Source organism: Bacillus cereus group sp. Bce019, from assembly GCF_051781745.1.
Taxonomy (GTDB): domain Bacteria; phylum Bacillota; class Bacilli; order Bacillales; family Bacillaceae_G; genus Bacillus_A; species Bacillus_A cereus.
This window is the reverse complement of sequence record NZ_JBPWJX010000008.1, coordinates 57,658-78,640: the sequence shown is the minus strand read 5'-3', so window position 1 is coordinate 78,640 and position 20,983 is coordinate 57,658. Positions and strand designations below refer to the sequence as shown.

Here is a 20,983-nt window from a genome sequence, read left to right as displayed (position 1 = left end):
GAAACTAATTTCAATTGCTTTACAATGAAACTAGTTAATGCGAGAGGAGAAAGAAAATTGGAGCACAAATTATATTACACTGACGCTTATAAGCAAGACTTTACTACTAAAATTATAAAGCAAGATTATGATAAAGACGGTAACTTATACGTTGTTTTGAATGAAACAGCATTTTATCCGACAGGTGGCGGACAACCATATGATACTGGTACATTAAATGATATCAATGTAATCAATGTAGAAGAGATAAACGGAGAAATTCGTCACTACATTGCAGAACAATTACATACAGAAGACGTAGAAGGTAAAATCAATTGGGAGCGCCGTTTTGATCATATGCAGCAACATGCGGCTCAGCACATTTTATCTGCTGCTTTTTGGGACCATTTTAACATGCCTACAATTGGATTCCATCTTGGTAAAGAAACAGTAACAATTGATTTAGAAACAGAAAATCTTCATGCAGAAACGGTTGAAAAAGCAATACAAATTGCAAACAAAATTGTTTTTGAAAACCATCCAATCCGCATCCAGTGGATGAACTTAAAAGAAGCGAAAACGTTGCCCCTTCGTAAAGAACCAACTATGACAGAAAATATACGCGTTGTTATGATCGAAAACTTTGATTATAACGGCTGTGGCGGAACACACCCGAAACGTACTGGTGAAGTAGGTCCTATTCAAGTTCTTAGCTGGGAACGCAATAAAGGTGGCATACGACTAACGTTTATCGCTGGCTGGCGCACACTTAAATTAATGGGACAACAGCAACAAATTATGAAGAATGTTTCCAAACAATTAAATAGTAGCGAAACTGATATTCCAGCAAAAGTGGCGCAACTGCTTACTTCTCAAAAAGAAAACGAAAAAGCAATACAAACAATGAATGAAAAATTATTATTTGCAGAGGCAAATGAACTACTTCAACACCCTACGGAAATACATGCCGGCATACTTATTTCTAAAGTATTTACAAATCGTTCTATGCAAGAAATTGCAAAGCTTTCCGCTATTATTACAGAACAACAAGAGCATGCAATTACGTATTTCGTCATCGAAAATGATGACAAACTACAATGTATTCTCGCTTGCGGAAAATCAGTATCACTCGATATGAATGCTCTTTTAAAAGATGCTCTTCCTACAATTGAAGGAAAAGGTGGCGGAAATAAAAAGAGTGCTCGCGGTGGCGGGAAAGCAATTTTGAGCGGAGATGAATTTTTAAATCAGCTTGTTTCTTCTTTACAGTCGGCGGTGTAAAACATTTTTAGGAAGGATAGCTAATAGCTATCCTTCCTCTATAGTTACAGGCCAATATTTTGTTTCAATCCTTGGTAACTCCCTGCATTTAAAAAGCCTTCACTTATAAGAGTTATAAAAGTTTCCGAAAAACCATAATGACTTAAATCTTTAATCGGCACCATTTGTACATCATGAATCGGATTATGATCAAATTCATTTGAGGGGAACGTAATTTCCCCTGTAATCTTTTCAAGTAGAAATGTAATATGTAATAAAGATGGCCTGGCATCCGGTTTATCACAAACATAGAGTAGCTTCTTAATTTTAACTTCTAATCCCGTTTCTTCTCTCATTTCTCTAATCATCGCCTCTTCTAACATTTCACCATTCTCCACTCTTCCTCCAGGTAAAGACCAATTCCTATTAGCAACTTTTTGCTTTACTAGCAATACTTTTTCACCTTCAATTAAAATTCCCGTAACACGAACTTGCATTACATTTTCCATATGTAATCTCCTCTTCCCATTATATTTACAAATTAATCCTTCCATAAAAAGAACGTATGTTTTATAATTAAAGAAAATTATGGAAGAAAGTAGTTGTTACATTCATGCGTCCACCTTTAACAAAGTCTATATCACTTGAAGATTTCCAAAACTATTATTGGTTAAAAGCAGAACTCCAAACATTTTGTCGTGAGCATGGGTTGCCAGCTAGTGGCTCTAAGATTGAAATAACCGATTGTATCTCACATTATTTAACTACAGGGAAAGTCTTAAAAAACAGCTCTGGGCAAAAAGTGAGTAAAGCTTCCCTCTCTTATAAAGACCTTTCTCTTCAAACGATTATTACTAAAAATCACCGCTGTAGCGAAGATGTTCGTGCTTTTTTCAAAGAAAAAATCGGAACAAACTTCCGCTTTACAGTAGCTCTTCAAAAATTTTTCAAAGAGAATGTTGGAAAAACATATGAAGACGCGGTAGCTTTTTGGCATGAAGAAAACGAACGAAAAAAAGACCCTACATACAAAACAACTATCAGTGCACAATTTGAATACAATCGCTTTACTCGTGACTTTTTCGAAGATCCAAATAATAAAGGAAAAGCAAAAGCTGATGCGATTGCTGCTTGGAACGAAATGAAAGCGAAGCCTGGTAGTAATGTTTATGTTCCTCAAAAAGTAGAAAACTAGTTACCTCGCTAGTCTTCTACTTTCTCAAATAATAGCGCAACCCCTATCCCGCCTCCAATTCCTAATGTAGCAATTCCATATTTCATAGACTCTCTCTGAGCCTGATAAAACAAACGTGTTACAAGCATAGCCCCAGATGCACTGTACGGATGACCGAGCGCAATTGCCCCACCATTTACATTTAATTTTTCATACGGAATTTGTAACTCTTTTGCGCAAGCAACAACTTTTGAGGCGAATGCTTCATTTATTTCAAAATAATCGATGTCCTCTACTTTTACATTCATTTCGTTTAATAATCTGTTCACCACAAATATCGGACCAGTCCCTGGAAGATTGGGATCCACTCCTACTACAGCACTACGAACGAAACGAAGGACAGGTTTATAACCTAACTTTAGGGCTTGTCCCTCTTCCATTACAAGAACAGCACATGCCCCATCATTTACACCACATGAATTACCTGCCGTCACTGTTCCATTTTGTAAAAATGCGGGCTTTGTTCTTTTAATGATTCGTTCATAATTCATTTCTGGTTTTATAGATTCATCTAATAATCCATTAAAAGAAAATATTTCATCATGTATATAGCCTTTTTCTAACGCTTGCAGTGTCCGCTTATAACTAAGACAAGCGTACTCGTCTTGCATTTCTCTCGTTATGTTATAACGCTCCGCAACAGATTCAGCCGCTACTCCCATGTCAGGATCACCAATTGTTTCAGGTGAAAATCGTGCTCTTTTTTGAAAAGGTGACGTACTTGTACTCTCTACTCCTCCGGCGATATAGCACTTACCTGCTCCGCCTTGAATGAGATGACACGCAGTTCGAATGGCTTCTAAACCAGCACCACATTGCCGATCAATCGTTACACCAGGAATATGATAGCCAAGTCCTGCCTCTAAAGCAGATAATCTTGCAACATTCCCTCCTGGTCCAACAACATTCCCTAATATAACATCGTCTATCTCTCTCTTAATTCCTTTACTTAAAAACGTAAGAAGCGGCGCTGCTAATTGCTGAACTTTATACTCTTTTAATATCCCATTCTTCTTACCGATAGGTGTTCTTTTTGCCTCTACAATAACTGCCTTATTCATATGTTTTCTCCCGGTTTTCAATCATGCTTTTTGCTTCCATACGAGCGATTTTCCCACTATTTGTATAAGGTATTCTATCTACAAAATGCCATTCTTTCGGTATTTTAAACGAGGATAATCGTTGTAAGCAAAAACTTTTTAATTGTTGTTTTGTAGCACTTCCTTTTACGATCGCGACGGGCTTTTCACCCCAGTAACTATCTTTCACACCAATTACAACTATTTCATCAACAGCTGGGTGTTCATGTAATACACTTTCTATTTCTTCTGGATAAATATTGATTCCTCCAAATAAAATCATATTCTTCTCTCTACCAACAATATATATAAAGCCTTCTTCATCTTCATAGCCTACATCTCGCACTGTCATCCAGCCTTCTGCATTCAACTCCCGTGTTAAAACCCCATCTATTATGTATCCCATAAAAAACTGATCACTTTTCACATAAACAGTTCCTATTTCACCTTTCGGTACTTCTTTTCCTACTTCATTACATATTCGAACTTGCACATTATGACAAGGTTTTCCTACTGAATTTGGCCTTCTTTCGCTTTCTGCATCGACTAGTGCTGTTACAAAACTTAACTCTGATGCACCATAAAATTCATATCTTTTCGCATAAGGAAATATATTCTTTATTTTTTCTTTTGCTTCAGCTTCCCATTTCGCTCCTGATGAAATAATTTTCATTTTATTTTCTATTAATCTATTTTCTTTATATAAAGATTCAAGCATTGTCGGAACTGTATACATAACCGATATATTTTCAGTTTCTAACTTATCTAATACTTGATTCGGAATGAACTTTCTCATAATGTGCACTGTTTGTCCTACATATAATGCACTTATTGCCCCGTATAAGAAAAGAGAATGAACGAGCGTCCCAGCTATTAAAATTGAATCCTCCATTTTCATATGAAAGTCATGTACATTACAATCAAAACTATGAACCCACGATTGCTGTGCACGTAAAAATGCTTTTGCTGTTCCTGTTGATCCTGATGTAAATCCCATATAAAAAGGAGCATGTTGTACACTTTCTACAGTGGAATATGTAGGAAGATATTTCTCTATCATTCTTTTCCACTCATCAATTTCAATTACTCTTCCTTCTTCATCCAATAGATTATTCACCTTATATCGTTCTGTCACAATCATATCCGGATTACTAATTTCAATTCTTTCTCTGCGCTCATCTTGTTTCCACTTTATATCTAACGGAACACAAACCCACCCAGCCATAGCGGCACCAGCAAATAGTTGTAAAAACTCTATACGATTTTCTAATAGGATTGCTATTGTTTTATTTTTTGATTCTGTTGCGTGCAACCAGTTTGCTACTTTACAAACTGATTCGAACCACTCTTTATATGTTAAAACTCTATCATTTTCCTTTATCGCTATTTTATTTGGTTGTAAAGAGGCTTGCTTTTTGTATTTTTTTGTAACACCCATATGAGACGTCCTTTCTTTACAAAAATAATAAAAAGAAACACGCAATGTACGTGTTTCTTCCCTTTATCATCCCGCATTTGTATATTTTCTATTCTTTAAAGCGGGTGTAATAATATGTTTCAATGAACGATGTAATTTTGTTACGAGAACTGCCGCAATAATTGCTTTTATACAATCCCCTGGTAAAAACACAGCACTCACTTTCATTGTCTCCCATACAGAAACATCCATTAAAAACGCTTGTACAGTAATACCAAATACATAAACTACGAAAATACCACCAATTATATTAATACATAATACTTTTATAATAGAAACTTCACGTAAACGCTCAATTAAATAACCAATAACAAACGCTCCAATGATGTAACCAAGTAAATATCCTGCACTTGGCCCAACAAATACACCAAGGCCACCGCGTCCACCAGCAAGTAATGGTGCTCCAACTCCTACAATAAGTAAGAAAATAAGCTGACTTAACGCACCTAGACGTGATCCTAACAACCCACCCGCAAGCATAACACCGAGTGATTGCAATGTAATCGGAACTGGTGTAATAGAAAGAGCAATCGGAGGTATTAACCCTAACACTCCCATAATAGAACTAAATAAAGCGACGAAAACTAAGTTTTTTGTATTCATATTTGCTTCTCCTATTTGTAAACTTACAATTGTTTTTAGATAACATATTACAAAAGTTATATTATCTTTCCGCCCTTCTTTTGTCAACTATTAATTCGTTTAAGTTTACAAATAAGAATTCACTTATTTCTCTCTATGCAAATGCTCCAGTTCTTTCCGAAGCACCTGTTTTAAAAACTTTCCAACAGATGTTTTTGGTATTTCTTCCATAAATACAATATCGTCTGGCAACCACCACTTCGCAAACTGTGGTTTTAAAAACTCATATATTTCTTCTTTTGTAACCGTACTATTTTTCTTTTGAACAACGCAGGCAATTGGTCGCTCTTGCCACTGAGGGTGAGGAATTGCAACGACAGCCGCTTCAAATATAGCATCATGTGCCATTAAAGCATTTTCAAGATCGACCGAAGAAATCCATTCTCCCCCGCTTTTAATAACATCCTTCGTACGGTCAACAATTTTCACGCAACCTTCCTCATCCACTGTGACAACATCACCAGTATACAACCATCCATCGCGAAACCCTTCGACAGTACGATCATCGTTATAATAGCTTTCAGCGATCCACGGTGCTCGTAAACATAATTCTCCCATCTCAGTACCATCCCACTTCACTTCACCATTTGTCCCGACTACTTTCATCTCGACACCAGGTACAAGATATCCTTGTTTAGAGCGAATTTGTAGTTGCTCTTCATACGATAATTCCGTTTCATAACTTTTTAAACGTGCAAGTGTTACGAGTGGACTCGTTTCAGTCATACCATATGCATGTATGAACGGAACATTATGTTTCTGTTCAAATGCTTTAATAACACTTTTCGGCGCCGCTGCACCTCCGCATAGTATTCTCGTCATACTAGATAAATCGTAACTATTATTTTCTAACTCTTGTAATACGCCGAGCCAAATTGTCGGCACACCCGCAGCTAACGTCACTTTTTCTGATTGAATCATCTCTAATAAAATTTTCGGAGTAAACATCGGTCCAGGAAGAACTTGTTTTGATCCAAACCAAGTCGCCGCAAAAGGAAGTCCCCAAGCGTTCACATGAAACATCGGGACGATTGCCATTGCTGCATCACTTTCCGATAAAGCAGCTGTATCAGCTAAACCGAGTGCCATACAGTGTAAAACAGTACTACGATGCGTATATACAACACCTTTCGGATTTCCTGTAGTTGCTGACGTATAACACATACCAGCAGGTGTATTTTCATCAATATCTTTTACAAATTGGAAATTTGGATCGCCTTCTTCTAATAGCTTTTCATAATGATATACAGGCTTCAGCGTCGTATTTGGGAGTTCATCTTTATCCGTCATAATAATGTAAGCTTGTACAGTTGATAATTGTGATTGAATATTTTCAACGAGCGGTACGAGATCTTCATCTATAAGTAGAACTCGGTCTTCTGCGTGCTGAATAATGTATGAAATATGTTGAGGAGATAAACGAATATTAATTGTGTGCAAAACAGAAGCAATACCTGGAATAGCAAAATACGCTTCCACATGTCGATGATGGTTCCACGCTAACGTTCCTACACGTTCACCTTCTTTAATTCCAAGCTCTTTCAACGCACTGGAAAGTCTTCTCGTCCTTTCCCCTAACTGCTTATACGTTAACGTTGTAACTGTATCATACGTCCGTGAAACAATTTCTTTCTTCGAAAACAGTTTCTCTGCTCTTTCCATCATAGAACTAATTGTTAGCGGTACATTCATCATCATATTGGTTATGTCCCCCTTTAAAACGTTTTCATTTTCCGTTTATTATAACAGACTTCTACAAATGATTACGACTTTTTTCTGTATTTTCTGAATTATTTCTTTGGAAATAATTCAGAACGATAAACTATCTACCTTTTTTCTTACTTTCTTTTTCAGTTTAAAAATAAAACGATTACTGTATTCCTTATTTTCTACTAAAATTCGATATATCTTCCATACTCCTAACACACGAACAAAAAGATAAACTCCGATTTATTGTTATCAAAATAAAAAAACTCCTTGATTCATTTAAAGGAGTTTTTCAATGTAAGATATTTCATTGATTCATATATCCTTCTCTAGATATACAATATCTTTTTGTATCGCGATTCTTACCTTTAATAAACATATCCTTCTGAATTGTATATTTGTACTCCATATTCAAACGTTTCATTAATTTTTCAGATGCTTCATTTTCTGAATCACATCCCGCTTCAATACTATTAAGATGCAACTCATGAAAACCATAGTAGAAAAAAGCTAATGCAGCCTCCGTGGCTAATCCTCTTCCCCAATATTTTCGAGATAAGGCGTATGCAATTTCTGCTGTATGTGTGACCAAATCATATTTTATAAATCCACACGTGCCTATAAGTTTTTTCTCCTCTTTTAATACAATTCCAAGAGGTGCTACTTGCCCTTCATTATATTGCCCCACAATTTCTTCTACATAGTTATATGTGTCACATAACGATCGATGAGCATCCCATACAGTAAAAGTTGTCATCTCTTTATCTGTAGCATACTCATATATATGTAAACTATCACTCATATTCATTTTCCTTAACATAAGTCGTTTCGTATACAACGTTGGATATGACCATTTCTCAATGATCATAACGGCTTCTGCTTAAACTTTTCATAATGTCGTACTTTTAATAGAAGGATATTCCCGCAATCTGTACAAATATAAGCATCCACCGGTGAAGATGTGAACATCGTTTCCTTTTTCCGTATTTGTGCATATCCGACAAACTCACCTTCTCCTATGTTTTGAGAACCACAATTAGAGCATGTCTGCACGGTTTTTTGTTTCATGAGAGCACCACCTTTAATCTGTTTCCACTCCCTTCGACAGCTCACTTCCATTTCCCTTCCAAAAAACCTCTTATTCTCTCACATTTCAACAGGAATCTCAAAACAAAAATCGTATATGTACTATGAAATATATTTATTAACGGAGGAATTTTATGACTACTGTTATGACACTCGATATAGCAACAGAAATTGAAAATGCAGAAATTGACATGCTCTCTTCTAGATTAGAGAGACTACAAACAATAAGCGGAAACCCAATGCAAGTGCAAATGAAAAAATTCGGTAGCGCCACTGCCTTTTCATCAAAAATAATTGCTGGTCCTGCTTTTAATACGGTAAAAGGTATTACAAATGCAGATGCGATTGATGCAATCATTTCTTATTATGAATCACTACAAATCCCTTGTCGTTTTGAAATTACCCCAGCACAAGGTACAACTGAATTATTTCAATACTTATCTCAAAAAGGGTTTTATCAATCTAGCTTCCATACTGCTTTGTATAGTATACCGAGAGAGGGTTCACCACTTCCTCCTTCTAATATTACAATACGAAAACTAAAAGAAAATGAGTTTGTTATTTTTGCAGACATTTATGTACGTGGATTTAATATGCCATCCTTTACAAAAGATAGCGTGCGCCAAAATAATGAAATTCTTTACAATGAACCAGGATGGCATTTTTTCATAGCTGAAGTTCAAAATATCCCTGCTGGTATTGGTGTCCTGTATATAAATAAGGGTGTCGCATCATTAGCTGCTTCTGCTACTTTGCCAGAATTTCAGTGTAAAGGCTGTCATACTGCATTAATTCAAAAACGAATTAAGACAGCTATTGAATCCAATTGTACTTTAATAGTTGGACAAGCAAGATTCGGTAGCGGCAGTCAAAATAACATGGAACGTGCCCACCTGAAAATTGCTTATACAAAATCAATATGGACCGCAAAAGACATATTATAATTTACTTTATTTCTCCTTCCGTTACATTTTTAAACATTTTATGACAATTCCTTTTCTATCCTATTAATCATTTGAATATTCAAACTAGATTTGTTACGCTATTACTAGATACATCATTCAACTTGCAATATGAAAAGAGAATTCTAATCAAACTACAAGGAGGAGAAATGTATGACTAAACATGATCATGGTTTAAAAGAAAAAGTAGAAGGTGCCATTGATAAGGTAAAAGGTGAAGTAAAAGAAGTTGTTGGGAAAGTAACTGACAATAAGAAATTACAAGCTGAAGGAAAATGGGATAAGGTGAAAGGCACTGCTAAAGATACAGTTGGTAATGTGAAAGAAAAAGTACATGAATATAAGGAACATAAGAAAGAAAAATAAAAAAGAGCCCATCGGCTCTTTTTTTATTTCCCTTCATTTTTCTCTAACACGTATAAATCTTCTTCCATATTCGTTAATTTCTCACTTACAAGCTTTCTTGCATCTCCAATTGCTTGATTGTATGCAAATGGTCCAACTAATTTAATCATTTCTTCTATTAAACGCTCTGCTTGGAAACGCCCAATTTCATCTAGATCTTCTTCCATGAAAAATTGCTGAATTTGCGCTACAAGCTCTTCTTTTTTATCATTTGGTATTTTTATATTCATCATCGTTGTTACTCCTCTATATTTAAGATAATATCTTCCTTAACTCTACCATAGAAAAACGATTACCAGGACAGCTTTTTGTAACTCCTTCTAACTCCCTATGACCTAGTATATTTTCTTTCTTTATAGCAAATTGCTTCATAAACATTTTGCATAAAGAATATAATGCATTCACTTGCGGGGGAGTGGGATCGTATTTATCGAAATTTCCCGTCATACATATTCCAATTGTATGACGGTTATGGTCTTTCGCGTGCGCTCCAATATGTAAACCTCGCCCTTCCACTACAGTTCCATCCTTTTCGATAAAATAGTTGTAACCAATTCCGCTCCACCCCCTTACAGTTTGATGAAATTCATGCGTTTTATACACGTCCCATCCATCTTCAGCTGTATGGTGAATAATCAGTTTGTTTACTTTTTCTAAAGGAACTAATTCATCTTGAAATGTTAGATTGACACGTTTAATTTCCATTTGAACTGCCTCCTCTTAAAAATCAATCATAATAATCGTTTTATCATCTGGCCTTATTCTCTTTTCCGCTTCTAGCTCTTCAATAATTGCTATATATTCGTTTATACTATTCTTTCTTATATATGCAACAGTTTGTTCTAATGACCAATCTGGGTGAAATAACCCGTCTGAACAAATGAAAATCCCACTCACTTCATCTGTATGTAATTCACCATGTTGTAAATAATGTATCGCTTCTTTCATTCCATTTGCAACTGAATAACCATTTGGCATATTTGCAAGATAACGATTGTATTTTAACTGTTCTCGAACATCTTGAAAAACATATTCTTCTGGTACAGATAACCCTTTTTTACGATCTTCTTCCCTCTTCTTTTTTGCTCTTTTACTAATTCCTTCAACTGTGTCTTTCGTTAATACTTGCATCGTTCCATTTTGAAAAGTTGCGACAATCATACAGTCCCCAAGCTGCGCATATTCAATTTTCTCACCAACTATTTGGACTGCCGCGATACATGTGCACCATAAATGCTCTTTTTTTCTCGTGTCTACTTCATATTCTAACATTTTGCTTTGCAATGCTTCATTTGCTTTGGCAACTGCAAATTGTAAACTATGATTCTCTCGTAATGCAGTAAAATAACTTGCAAATAAATGCGAAGCGATGTATGCTCCATTATGTCCCTTTTCATCACGAAACGGGACAAGTGGTGTTGCACCGTCACATACACCATAAATCTTTTTTTCTTTATTACAAAAATAAGAATCCTCACATTCTTGCTTCAACGGGCTTTTCTGTTGATATGTTTTTATCTTCACAACTGTATCCCCTTTCAAATGATAAAATACTCAAATTCTTTTGATTAATCTAATTTACCTAAATAAACTGTTTTTACCCAAAACTTTCAATATCATATATAATCTTGAAATAATATGAATTTTTCAGTGAAGGACGGGAAAGAAATGGTCAGATTCCTTGGTGTTATTATCGGTTCTATTATTATTGCGGTTGCCTTTAATCTTTTCCTTATCCCCCACAAAATTTTAAGTAGTGGAATTGGCGGAATTGCTATTATTTTAGGGATTGTAACCCCTGTAAACACAGGCATTATTAACTTTGTATTAAACTTACCTATCCTTATTTTAGGGTACATAGGTCTTGGAAAAAAAGTAATTTTTAACACAGTTGTCTCTGTAGTTGTATTATCTGTTGCATTATACTACGTTCCAGTAAAAGTCGTAGCAACAGATCCATTGTTATCTTCTATCTTCGGAGGTGTAATCGCCGGAGCTGGTATTGGTCTTGTTTTTAACTGTAATGGATCCACTGGTGGATTTGATATTATCGGTATGCTTTTATCCCGCAAGCGAGACATTAAACTTGGCGGATTCCTTATTATTTTAAATGCAGTCGTTGTAATAATCGCAGGATTCTTCTTCACCTGGGATGTTGCACTTACAAGCTTACTTTCAATTTATGTAACTGGTAAAGTAATTGATGCTGTTCATACAAAACATCGTAAAGTTACACTTATGATTGTAACAAATGAAGCAGAAAAAATGAAAAAACAACTTCTTTCAACTGTTGTACGTGGAATAACGTTACTTGATGGCGAAGGTGCTTATTCAAGCGAGAAAAAGCGTGTACTTATGACCGTCGTTTCTCGTGAAGAATTAGCAAGTATGAAACTAACAATTTCTGAAATCGACCCGAATGCATTCGTTAATATTACAGAAACTGTAGAAGTGTTAGGACTTTTCAGAAGAAGTTAAAGACTAGGTGGGAATCCACCTAGTCTTTATTTTGCATAAATTCAATTCGGTTTCCAAATGGATCTGACACGTAAAATCGAATTACATCTGGCCGTGCATAATCATCAATCACTTTAACACCTTGCTCTATAAGTGTTTGCTTAAATTCATTAATTTCATTCACATAAAAAGCTGGATGAGCCTTTTTAGCTGGTGTAAAGTTCCGCTCGACACCAATATGGATTTCTTGATTTCCGCATTTAAACCAACATCCACCTCGTTTTTTCAACTCTTCTGGCTTTGGAATTTCTTCCATACCAATCGTATTCCCATAAAAATCACGCGCCTCTTCTTCACACCCTACAGGTGCAGCTACTTGCACGTGATCAATCCCTTGAATATAATTTTTCATTTTCTCTCCCCCTCCTCTACCCTAATGTTATACGGAAAACAGCCGTCTGTAACTTACAAAAGGTTTATAAAACAATATAAGCTCCCCTTATTACCATCCTGCATTCACCTTGCAAAAAATAAAAAAAAACAAAATTTATTCTATAACTTCCATTTTTTATAGAAATACACATTACATCTATATTATAGTTATGAATAGACAAATCTTTTTAGATGCTATTTGTACGGAGGAACTATTATGAGTCGTAAAAAATATTCACCAACTCAAAAAAAACGTCATCCGAACATTTCTAGACGTTTGCGAAACCATATACAAGATCGTTCATTAACAGAAATGTACGCATCTCTGTTCGAACACAATCCTGATAGTATTATTTCATTAAATTTAGAAGGAGTTATTCTACATATAAATCCTTCTGCCGAAAGAATATTAGGTTACACTTCTTTAGAATTAGAACAGAAAAATATTACCTCTATTTTAGAAGCCCATATTTCTGAGCAAGTATTACAAAATATAAAGAATACTGAAGCGGATAATCAACAAGAGTATATCTTATCTATTTATCATAAAAATGGATTCTTATTAGATGTTGTGACAAAACTAGTTCCTATTTTTGTTCAAAATCGTCTTACTGGCGTATATGCTATTATGAAGCCGCTTGAAAAATCAGAAAGAATTGAGAATATACTAAAAGAAAGTGAGAAGAGATTGCGTACATTAGTAAACTCCATGCCTGCCTTTGTTATTTTTAAAGATCATGAAGGGCGCTGGCTTGAGGCAAATGACTACGCACTTTCTTGCTTCAATTTCCATCATGTACCTTACCACGGGAAAAAAGATAGCGAACTCATTCAATATAATGAAGCATACCGAGAAGCTTTTTTACATTGTGAAGAAATTGATGAACTAGCATGGCAACAAAGACAAATTCTTCATGGCGAGGAATTTATTATACATAGAGATGATTTCGATCTAATCTTAAGTATATCAAAAGTCCCGCTTTATCATCCTGACGGTTCTCGCAAAGGTCTTATCGTGATGGGGAGAGATGTTACTGAGCTAAAAGAAACTGAAAAGTTATTACGAAAATCTGAGAAGCTCGCAGTAGTCGGACAACTGACAGCTGGAATTGCCCATGAAATTCGAAATCCACTCACTTCTCTAAAAGGTTTTCTAACGTTGCTCCTCCCTGAAATAAATGAGGAGCAAAAATGGTATATCGATGTTATGTTAAGTGAGATTTCACAAATGGAATCCATCACGAGTCAATTTATGGCGATGTCTAAGCCACAAGTATTATCTATCCAAACTTGTAACATACAAACTTTAATTGAAGAGGTAGTTACATTTATTTTACCGACTGCAATTATGTATAGCGTTCATATCATCATGGATCATTTTGATTACGTATATGATATTCAATGTGACGGTAACCAATTAAAACAAGTTTTTATAAACATATTAAAAAATGCGATAGAAGCGATGCCAAATGGCGGAAATATTTTCATCCAAACAAAACCATTAGAGGATAATTTCATCTTAATACGAATTATCGATGAAGGTTGTGGCATTCCAGAAGATCGTATCTCCCGTCTAGGCGAACCTTTTTATAGTTTAAAGGAAAAAGGCACAGGACTAGGATTAATGATGTGTTACAAAATAATTGAAGAACATCATGGTAAATTACACATTTCAAGCGAATTAAATAAAGGTACGATTGTTGATATTGAGCTACCACTTTCTTCATCTCATCTTGCAATCAAGTCTTAAATAAAAAAGAAGCATCTGCTAATCGTTAGCAGATGCTTCTTTTTTTAAAATGCTTTGTCATACCACTCTTTTGCTTTTTCTACTTCACCCATCGTTAATTGATGCCCTCGATTTTCCCAATGCATTGTTACATTCGCATTTGCATTTTCTAATAGTACCTTCAATTCCTCTGACTCTGCTGATGAACAAATTGGGTCATTTGTCCCAGCAGCAATAAACACAGATTTCCCTGCTAAATTTGCTAATTGCATTCCTCTTCTAGGTACCATTGGGTGATGAAGCACAGCACCTTTCAATGCATTTTCGTAATGGAATAATAAGCTTGCTGCGATATTTGCCCCATTCGAATAACCGATAGCTACAATGTTATTTCTATCGAATTTATATTCTTTAGCCGCTTCATCTAAAAATTCATTTAATTCCTTCGTACGGAAAATTAAATCCTCTTCATCAAAAATGCCCTCTGCTAATCGGCGGAAAAAACGCGGCATCCCATTCTCTAACACATTTCCCCTAACGCTTAATACCGACGCTTCCGGATCAACTATTTCTGCAAGTGGTAGTAAATCTAATTCATTACCACCTGTGCCATGAAGTAATAACAGCACTGGTTTTGACGTATCTTTTCCTTTTTGAAAAACATGTTTCATCATAATCCTTTTCCCCCTTCAATCACTTTAATCTAAATTTCTCACTTCAAATGGTAAAAGCGTTTGTTCAATCTGTTTTCTATGTTGTTCATATTGTTCCGGTAACTTTAATTCCTCCCCCATCGTCTCTAACGATTCATCATGAGCGAAACCAGGAGGATCTGTTGCAATTTCAAATAAGATTTCACCATGTTCTCTAAAATAAATCGCGTTAAAATAATTTCGATCTTGTACAGGAGTTACGTGATATCCAAAACGCGACACATACTCTTTCCAGTCTAGCTGATCAGCATCATCACTCGCTCTCCAGGCAATATGATGAACTGTGCCAACGCCCATTTGGCCACGACCGATTGTTGATAATTTCAAATCAATAATATTTCCAATGTCAGCAGAAGAACGGAATCGAACAAATTCGCCCTCTTCTCCAATTTTTTCAAGACCCATAATATGTTCTAACAATTCAGCTGTTTTTTGAGGCTGTGCAGATAAAAGAACAGCACCTCCAAACCCTTTAATTGCTACTTCTGGTGTAACTTCTCCAAAACTCCAATTGTTTAATTCGCCTGCTTCTCTTTCAACTAATTCTATATGCAAACCATGCGGATCATCAAATTCTAAATACTGCTCTCCAAAACGAGTCATTTTTGTATACGAAACATCGAATTTTTCTAATCTATTTTCCCAAAACTCCATTGTACCTTTTGGTACAACGTAAGACGTAATTCCCACTTGACCGTCCCCAATAATACCTTGACGAGCACCTGCCCATGGGAAAAACGTAATAATTGTTCCGGGCTTTCCTCCTTCATTTCCAAAATAAAGATGGTACGTACCTGGATCATCAAAATTCACTGTTTGTTTCACTAAACGTAACCCTAATACACCAGCATAAAAGTCTACATTTTCTTGTGGATGCCCTACAATCGCTGTAATGTGATGGATTCCCATTGTTTTCTTTTCCATTTCTTCCACTCCTTTTTTATTTCATTATAAAAATTCTTTTACATTTAAATTCATTATTCATTTTGTCCATGCTGCAAAGTAAAATCCGTTATAATAATTTTATCTCGAATTCGAGATATTAATTACAAAAATACCTATTGGTGTCTAACCTATCAAATTATCTTGAACTCAAGATAATTTACAAAAAATATTCGTTCGATTTATAACCATAATATTTCTTCATTATGCATGTTATTTATCTCGAACTCGAGATTTATTATAAGTTACTTATTTTTTATTGTCAATAAGTCCTTACTTTCATTTTACATGTAAAAAGAGTAAACGCTATTCATCGTTTACTCTTTTTGCAAATCATTTCTTTTCTTCTTCCAGTACTGCTTCCATCTCATTAAATTCACGATGAACTGCCTTAACGGGTTCTTTCGTTAATAAACTTACAACGATAACAGTTAATAAACTACAGAAGAATCCAGGTACCATTTCATACATAGTCGCTTTTAAACTTGGAATTTGTACCCAAGTGATAACAACTAATGCACCGACAATCATCCCAGCAAGAACGCCCCATTTGTTCGTTCTCTTCCAATATAAACTTAATAAAATTGCTGGTCCAAATGCTGATCCAAATCCTGCCCAAGCATATCCAACAAGCGTTAAAATTGTATCACTCGGATGATACGCTAAAACAACTGCAATCATCGCTACAACTAATACTGACAGCCTACCGATAAATACAAGTTCTTTATCACTTGCATTACGACGGAAAAATGTTTTATAGAAATCTTCCGTTACTGCACTTGAAATAACAAGTAATTGTGAGGAAATACTACTCATAATCGAAGCCAAAATAGCTGATAATAAAAATCCTGTAATATACGGATGGAATAAAATATTTGAGAATGTTACAAAGACCATTTCTGGGTCTTGTAATGTCGCATTATTTTTAGCATAATAGGCGATACCAATTAGACCAGTAAGCATTGCACCTATAATTGAAATCGTCATCCAACCGATACCGATTCTACGAGAAGTTTTTAAATCTTTAATAGAGGTAATTGCCATAAAGCGGACAATAATATGTGGTTGACCAAAATATCCAAGGCCCCATGCTAAAAATGAAATAATACCAAGTATTGTGGTCCCTTTAAACATATCTAAATGCGATGCATCGACTTGCTTAATCGTATTAAATGTTTCTGTTACACCACCGACATCCGTAAAAGCAACAATTGGCACTAGTACAAGCGCAATAAACATAATACAACCTTGCACAAAGTCCGTCCAACTTACGGCTAGAAAGCCACCAAATAGTGTATACGCAACAACGACACCTACTGTTACAAATAAACCAATTTTATAATCAAGGTTAAAAGAATTTTCAAACAAACGTCCACCTGAAACTAAACCAGCCGACGCATAAAATGTGAAAAATACTAAAATGACGATAGCGGAGACAAAACGAAGTATTTTCGTACGATCTTTAAACCGATTCTCTAAAAAGTCTGGAATCGTAATTGAATCATTTGCCACTTCTGTATACGTTCGTAAACGCGGGGCAATGATTAAATAGTTTGCATACGCACCTATTAATAAACCTATCGCAATCCATACACTTGATAATCCTGTTGCATACATCGCACCAGGTAATCCCATTAGCATCCAGCCACTCATGTCAGAAGCACCAGCTGATAAAGCTGTAACTGCTGGACCAAGTCCCCTTCCACCTAACATATAATCTGATAAATCGGATGTCTTCTTATAAGACCAATATCCGATATACAACATACCTGCCATATAAATAGCAAGCGAAACCATAATTTCAATCTTCACCAAATCTCTCCCTTAGTCCATAAGCCATTCAAAATTTCGAAAAATGACTTTTTCTATTTTCTTGTTTTCGCTTATGGTTCCCTACCTTAACAAACATTTTTTGTTCTTTCAAGTGAACGAGCACTTTTCATTACATGTGAAAACCTTTATAAACGCCTTTATCCCAGTGGATTACCCTGTTTTCAAAAGAAATTAAAGTAAAAATATTCAGATAATTAAACGCCTTATTTTTTAATAAAAATAAGCCATACAAATGTATGACTTTTAATCTATTAAACATATCTTACTATTTACTCGTAGGAAACAATTCTGAGAGAGGAACTACCCGCCCCATCTCGTCTTTAAATACAATATGCTCTCTCTTTAAATGACGCGGGCTCTTCACTCCCACCGCTGCCGCTAATGAAAATAAACTATATCTCATACTAATAATATAATTCATGACTCGCCACTTCTTCTCATACGGATCTAACGCTTTTTGATAATGCGGATTCGTCGTGGCTACACCAGATGGACATTGGCCAGAATTACATTGAAGGGCCATAATACAGCCGCTTGCCATCATAAATCCGCGGGCTGAACTTACAGCATCCGCCCCAATCGCTAAAGCAATCGCTACTTTATCTGGTGTGATTAATTTACCCGATGCAAATACTTTAAACTTGTTACGAACACCATAATGGTTTGCTGTATCAATAAATGTAAGTAATGCTGGAATAAGCGGCAGTCCCATACAATCTGCCATCGATTTATACGTTGCCCCTGACCCGCCTTCTGAGCCGTCTATTGTAATAAAATCTGGATAAATGTTTAGTTCTTTCATTGTTTTTATTAACTCTTCCAAAGGCTTCTGCTGACCAATTACAATTTTCATTCCAACTGGTTTACCGCCGCTTTCTTGCAACTGTTGAATAAAATAAAGTGTATCCGCTGCATTCTTTAAAAATGAAAATCGATTCGGTGAATTAATCGTCTCTCCCTTTCGGACGTTGCGAACAAACGCAATTTTCTCATTTACTTTTTGCCCCTCTAAATGACCACCACGTATTTTAGCACCTTGCCCAAATTTCAATTCGAATGCTCTAATATTACTTTCTTTCACTTTCTCCATGAATTTTCCCATTGAAAAATTACCGTCTTCATCACGGTATCCAAATAACCCTGGACCAATTTGCGCAACGATATTCGCTCCTGTATGTAAATGTTCTGGAATAACGCCACCTTCACCCGTATTAATCCACGATCCGCCTGCCATTTTTGCTCCAAGACCACTCGCTAAAATATAATTTTCTCCAATCGCACCATAAGAAGTCGCAGATGCACCAAACATGCCATGTAGCTTCCACGGATATTTACGGTTCTCACCGACTATAATTGCATCATCTTCTTCGTACAGCCAAAGATTCGTTGTATCCGCTGTCAATTTTTCTCTTCTTGAAAATAACCCTTCTTTATGAATCACGTACTTTTTACCTTCTCGCTCTTGCGTGAGATTCACACTTAATTCCTCCGTTAATATCGGAAATAATGTATTAGCAATATAATATCCAGAAGCTTCAAAATCTCGTTTTGATCCAAAACCAAGTATTTCAGAGCGATATTTCGCTAAAAACATAACACTTTGAAAATCATAACGTGAGAAAGGCTTTCCATCCGTATCATGATCAAACCAATATTGTCGAAATTCAGGCCCTATCTTTTCCAGTAAGTAGCGCATTCTTCCTAAGTACGGATGTAATTTTAAAATAGAATGATGTGTTCGTTTTTTTATAAAAAATGTAATGATAAAAAAGACGATTAAAAGCAACATTAAAAATAGTAATATACTAATAATAACGAGTAGCGTTTCACTCATCCCGCTTCCCCCTATGAAATTCCATAATAAAAGGAGAACACTAGATGTGTTCTCCTTTTATCTTTATTCATACTAACGTAGCAAGATGCTCTTTCGCGTCATATTCAACTAAACTTTCAGCGTGTTTAATTCGATAAACAAAGTCTGGATTAGCAATTAACGGTCTTCCGAATGCCGCTACATCAATCGTTCCTTCTTGCAACGCTTCTTCGGCCTCTTTCGGATTTAAATTACCAACCCCAACAATCGTACCATCCCAATATTTTCTTACTAGTTGATGAAAATTCTTTCCGTCAGCAATCTCTTGGGTATAATTCATCGTTGAAGGATGGATCATCGTTAATCCAACCTCTTTAAACATATTTATGAACGTTTCAATTGCAAACTCAGGGTTTTCCCACATATAAGTAGGATTATCACCTTTGAAAGCAGAGAAACGAAGAAGTGTTTTATTAGCTCCAACAGCTTCTATTACAGCCGCCGTTACTTCTTTCATAAACGTTAACCTTTGTTTTAAATCACCGCCATATTTATCTGTTCGCTTATTCGCAAACTCATACGTAAATTGATCGATTAAATATCCGTGTGCACCGTGAATTTCTACTCCATCAAATCCAGCTTCGATTGCATTTTTCGCAGCTTGTGCGTATTGACCGATCACTTCTTGTATTTCTTCTAACGTCATTGCTTCTGGCGTATCAAACGGTTTACGAAAGCGTGGAACATTTCCCTCTGCAGCGATAGCCGACGGTGCTTGTGGCATTTTACCACCAATTATTTCATGATGACTCATACGCCCAACATGCCATATTTGAGCAATAATCGTCCCGCCTTCTTTATGTACTGCCTCTGTAACAGGTTTCCAAGAATCGATTTGTTCTTGTGTATAAATACCTGGTACTCCTGGGTTTCCTTTTGCTCTCGGACTAATGACAATTCCTTCTGTAATAATTAGTCCAATTCCATCCGCAGCACGTTTTCTGTAGTACTCCACTACATCCGCACCAACTACTCCAGTCTCATTATCTGCAAAGCATCTTGTCATCGGTGCCATCGCTATACGATTACGAAGAGACCAAGCTCCAACTTGAATTGGATCAAACAACTTTGTTTCTTCAACGTTTTCAAAAAATCCCCCAGCATTTACATTTGTTCCTTCATAAATACTCGCTGCTTTATTACTTGAACTTGTCATTTTTCTTCCCCCTAAAA

22 protein-coding genes and 1 pseudogene are annotated in these 20,983 nt (G+C 35.8%); 6 read left to right on the top strand and 17 right to left on the bottom strand.

The window, feature by feature from the left end:
• The first annotated feature begins 57 nt into the window (after nt 1-57).
• Entirely contained in the window at nt 58-1,260 is a 1,203-nt protein-coding gene (locus ACS2QP_RS13560; RefSeq protein WP_153581155.1) for an alanyl-tRNA editing protein, read from the top strand.
• Nucleotides 1,261-1,304: 44 nt separating this feature from the next.
• On the opposite strand, the gene ACS2QP_RS13555 is transcribed toward ACS2QP_RS13560, so the two are convergent.
• Complete coding sequence (locus tag ACS2QP_RS13555) at nt 1,305-1,748, bottom strand: NUDIX hydrolase (protein ID WP_438882507.1); 444 nt, start codon at nt 1,746-1,748, stop codon at nt 1,305-1,307.
• A gap of 104 nt (nt 1,749-1,852) precedes the next feature.
• Between ACS2QP_RS13555 and ACS2QP_RS13550 the strand changes: the two genes are divergently transcribed.
• On the top strand, nt 1,853-2,434 hold the full coding sequence (locus ACS2QP_RS13550; protein WP_088351676.1) for a DUF6434 domain-containing protein: 582 nt from the start codon (nt 1,853-1,855) through the stop codon (nt 2,432-2,434).
• 8 nt (nt 2,435-2,442) lie between these two features.
• Here ACS2QP_RS13550 and ACS2QP_RS13545 read toward each other — a convergent pair whose 3' ends face one another.
• From ACS2QP_RS13545 to ACS2QP_RS13515, 7 genes and pseudogenes are all read right to left on the bottom strand, one after another.
• Nucleotides 2,443-3,534, bottom strand: coding sequence for an acetyl-CoA C-acyltransferase (locus tag ACS2QP_RS13545; protein ID WP_438882506.1), 1,092 nt, complete (start codon nt 3,532-3,534; stop codon nt 2,443-2,445).
• A complete protein-coding gene (locus ACS2QP_RS13540) occupies nt 3,527-4,990 on the bottom strand; it encodes an acyl-CoA synthetase (RefSeq protein ID WP_153581152.1) in 1,464 nt (487 codons plus the stop codon). The genes ACS2QP_RS13545 and ACS2QP_RS13540 overlap by 8 nt, the downstream gene beginning before the upstream one ends.
• Before the next feature lie 66 nt (nt 4,991-5,056).
• Nucleotides 5,057-5,632, bottom strand: coding sequence for a biotin transporter BioY (locus ACS2QP_RS13535; protein ID WP_153581151.1), 576 nt, complete (start codon nt 5,630-5,632; stop codon nt 5,057-5,059).
• Nucleotides 5,633-5,755: 123 nt separating this feature from the next.
• Entirely contained in the window at nt 5,756-7,369 is a 1,614-nt protein-coding gene (locus ACS2QP_RS13530) for a long-chain fatty acid--CoA ligase (protein ID WP_153581150.1), read from the bottom strand.
• 111 nt (nt 7,370-7,480) lie between these two features.
• Nucleotides 7,481-7,621, bottom strand: a pseudogene (locus ACS2QP_RS13525) (helix-turn-helix domain-containing protein); the annotation flags it as partial.
• Between the two features lie 64 nt (nt 7,622-7,685).
• Entirely contained in the window at nt 7,686-8,246 is a 561-nt protein-coding gene (locus ACS2QP_RS13520; RefSeq protein WP_000582845.1) for a GNAT family N-acetyltransferase, read from the bottom strand.
• Nucleotides 8,243-8,446, bottom strand: a complete 204-nt coding sequence (locus ACS2QP_RS13515) for a hypothetical protein (protein ID WP_000810948.1) — start codon at nt 8,444-8,446, stop codon at nt 8,243-8,245. The genes ACS2QP_RS13520 and ACS2QP_RS13515 overlap by 4 nt, the downstream gene beginning before the upstream one ends.
• A 152-nt stretch (nt 8,447-8,598) precedes the next feature.
• Between ACS2QP_RS13515 and ACS2QP_RS13510 the strand changes: the two genes are divergently transcribed.
• Nucleotides 8,599-9,408 carry a GNAT family N-acetyltransferase gene (locus tag ACS2QP_RS13510; RefSeq protein ID WP_153581148.1) on the top strand — a complete coding sequence of 270 codons (810 nt, stop codon included), beginning with the start codon at nt 8,599-8,601 and terminating at the stop codon, nt 9,406-9,408.
• A 171-nt stretch (nt 9,409-9,579) separates the two neighbouring features.
• Entirely contained in the window at nt 9,580-9,792 is a 213-nt protein-coding gene (locus ACS2QP_RS13505; RefSeq protein WP_000160410.1) for a CsbD family protein, read from the top strand.
• A gap of 23 nt (nt 9,793-9,815) precedes the next feature.
• On the opposite strand, the gene ACS2QP_RS13500 is transcribed toward ACS2QP_RS13505, so the two are convergent.
• From ACS2QP_RS13500 to ACS2QP_RS13490, 3 genes are read right to left on the bottom strand one after another with little or no spacing between them, the layout of a single operon-like run.
• Nucleotides 9,816-10,064 (bottom strand): DUF2164 domain-containing protein, encoded by a 249-nt coding sequence (locus ACS2QP_RS13500; protein WP_000981066.1) that lies wholly within the window; start codon nt 10,062-10,064, stop codon nt 9,816-9,818.
• Nucleotides 10,065-10,083: 19 nt separating this feature from the next.
• Nucleotides 10,084-10,536 carry a peptidoglycan recognition protein family protein gene (locus tag ACS2QP_RS13495; protein WP_000404002.1) on the bottom strand — a complete coding sequence of 151 codons (453 nt, stop codon included), beginning with the start codon at nt 10,534-10,536 and terminating at the stop codon, nt 10,084-10,086.
• Between the two features lie 15 nt (nt 10,537-10,551).
• Nucleotides 10,552-11,373 (bottom strand): protein phosphatase 2C domain-containing protein, encoded by an 822-nt coding sequence (locus ACS2QP_RS13490; protein WP_002041632.1) that lies wholly within the window; start codon nt 11,371-11,373, stop codon nt 10,552-10,554.
• A gap of 96 nt (nt 11,374-11,469) precedes the next feature.
• On the opposite strand from ACS2QP_RS13490, the gene ACS2QP_RS13485 reads away from it, so the two are divergent.
• Nucleotides 11,470-12,309 carry a YitT family protein gene (locus ACS2QP_RS13485; protein ID WP_002005544.1) on the top strand — a complete coding sequence of 280 codons (840 nt, stop codon included), beginning with the start codon at nt 11,470-11,472 and terminating at the stop codon, nt 12,307-12,309.
• 19 nt (nt 12,310-12,328) lie between these two features.
• Here ACS2QP_RS13485 and ACS2QP_RS13480 read toward each other — a convergent pair whose 3' ends face one another.
• Nucleotides 12,329-12,700 (bottom strand): VOC family protein, encoded by a 372-nt coding sequence (locus ACS2QP_RS13480; protein ID WP_000800772.1) that lies wholly within the window; start codon nt 12,698-12,700, stop codon nt 12,329-12,331.
• A 237-nt stretch (nt 12,701-12,937) separates the two neighbouring features.
• On the opposite strand from ACS2QP_RS13480, the gene ACS2QP_RS13475 reads away from it, so the two are divergent.
• Nucleotides 12,938-14,470, top strand: coding sequence for a BA3702 family sensor histidine kinase (locus tag ACS2QP_RS13475; protein WP_438882505.1), 1,533 nt, complete (start codon nt 12,938-12,940; stop codon nt 14,468-14,470).
• A gap of 44 nt (nt 14,471-14,514) precedes the next feature.
• On the opposite strand, the gene ACS2QP_RS13470 is transcribed toward ACS2QP_RS13475, so the two are convergent.
• The 5 genes from ACS2QP_RS13470 to ACS2QP_RS13450 form a co-directional block, all read right to left on the bottom strand.
• On the bottom strand, nt 14,515-15,123 hold the full coding sequence (locus tag ACS2QP_RS13470) for an alpha/beta hydrolase (RefSeq protein ID WP_000975488.1): 609 nt from the start codon (nt 15,121-15,123) through the stop codon (nt 14,515-14,517).
• 24 nt (nt 15,124-15,147) lie between these two features.
• On the bottom strand, nt 15,148-16,086 hold the full coding sequence (locus tag ACS2QP_RS13465; RefSeq protein WP_000412739.1) for a ring-cleaving dioxygenase: 939 nt from the start codon (nt 16,084-16,086) through the stop codon (nt 15,148-15,150).
• Between the two features lie 351 nt (nt 16,087-16,437).
• Nucleotides 16,438-17,916, bottom strand: a complete 1,479-nt coding sequence (gene putP / locus ACS2QP_RS13460; protein ID WP_000687591.1) for a sodium/proline symporter PutP — start codon at nt 17,914-17,916, stop codon at nt 16,438-16,440.
• 286 nt (nt 17,917-18,202) lie between these two features.
• Nucleotides 18,203-19,771, bottom strand: a complete 1,569-nt coding sequence (locus ACS2QP_RS13455) for an FMN-binding glutamate synthase family protein (protein WP_332284444.1) — start codon at nt 19,769-19,771, stop codon at nt 18,203-18,205.
• 67 nt (nt 19,772-19,838) lie between these two features.
• Complete coding sequence (locus tag ACS2QP_RS13450) at nt 19,839-20,966, bottom strand: alkene reductase (RefSeq protein WP_153582451.1); 1,128 nt, start codon at nt 20,964-20,966, stop codon at nt 19,839-19,841.
• Nucleotides 20,967-20,983: the final 17 nt, after the last annotated feature.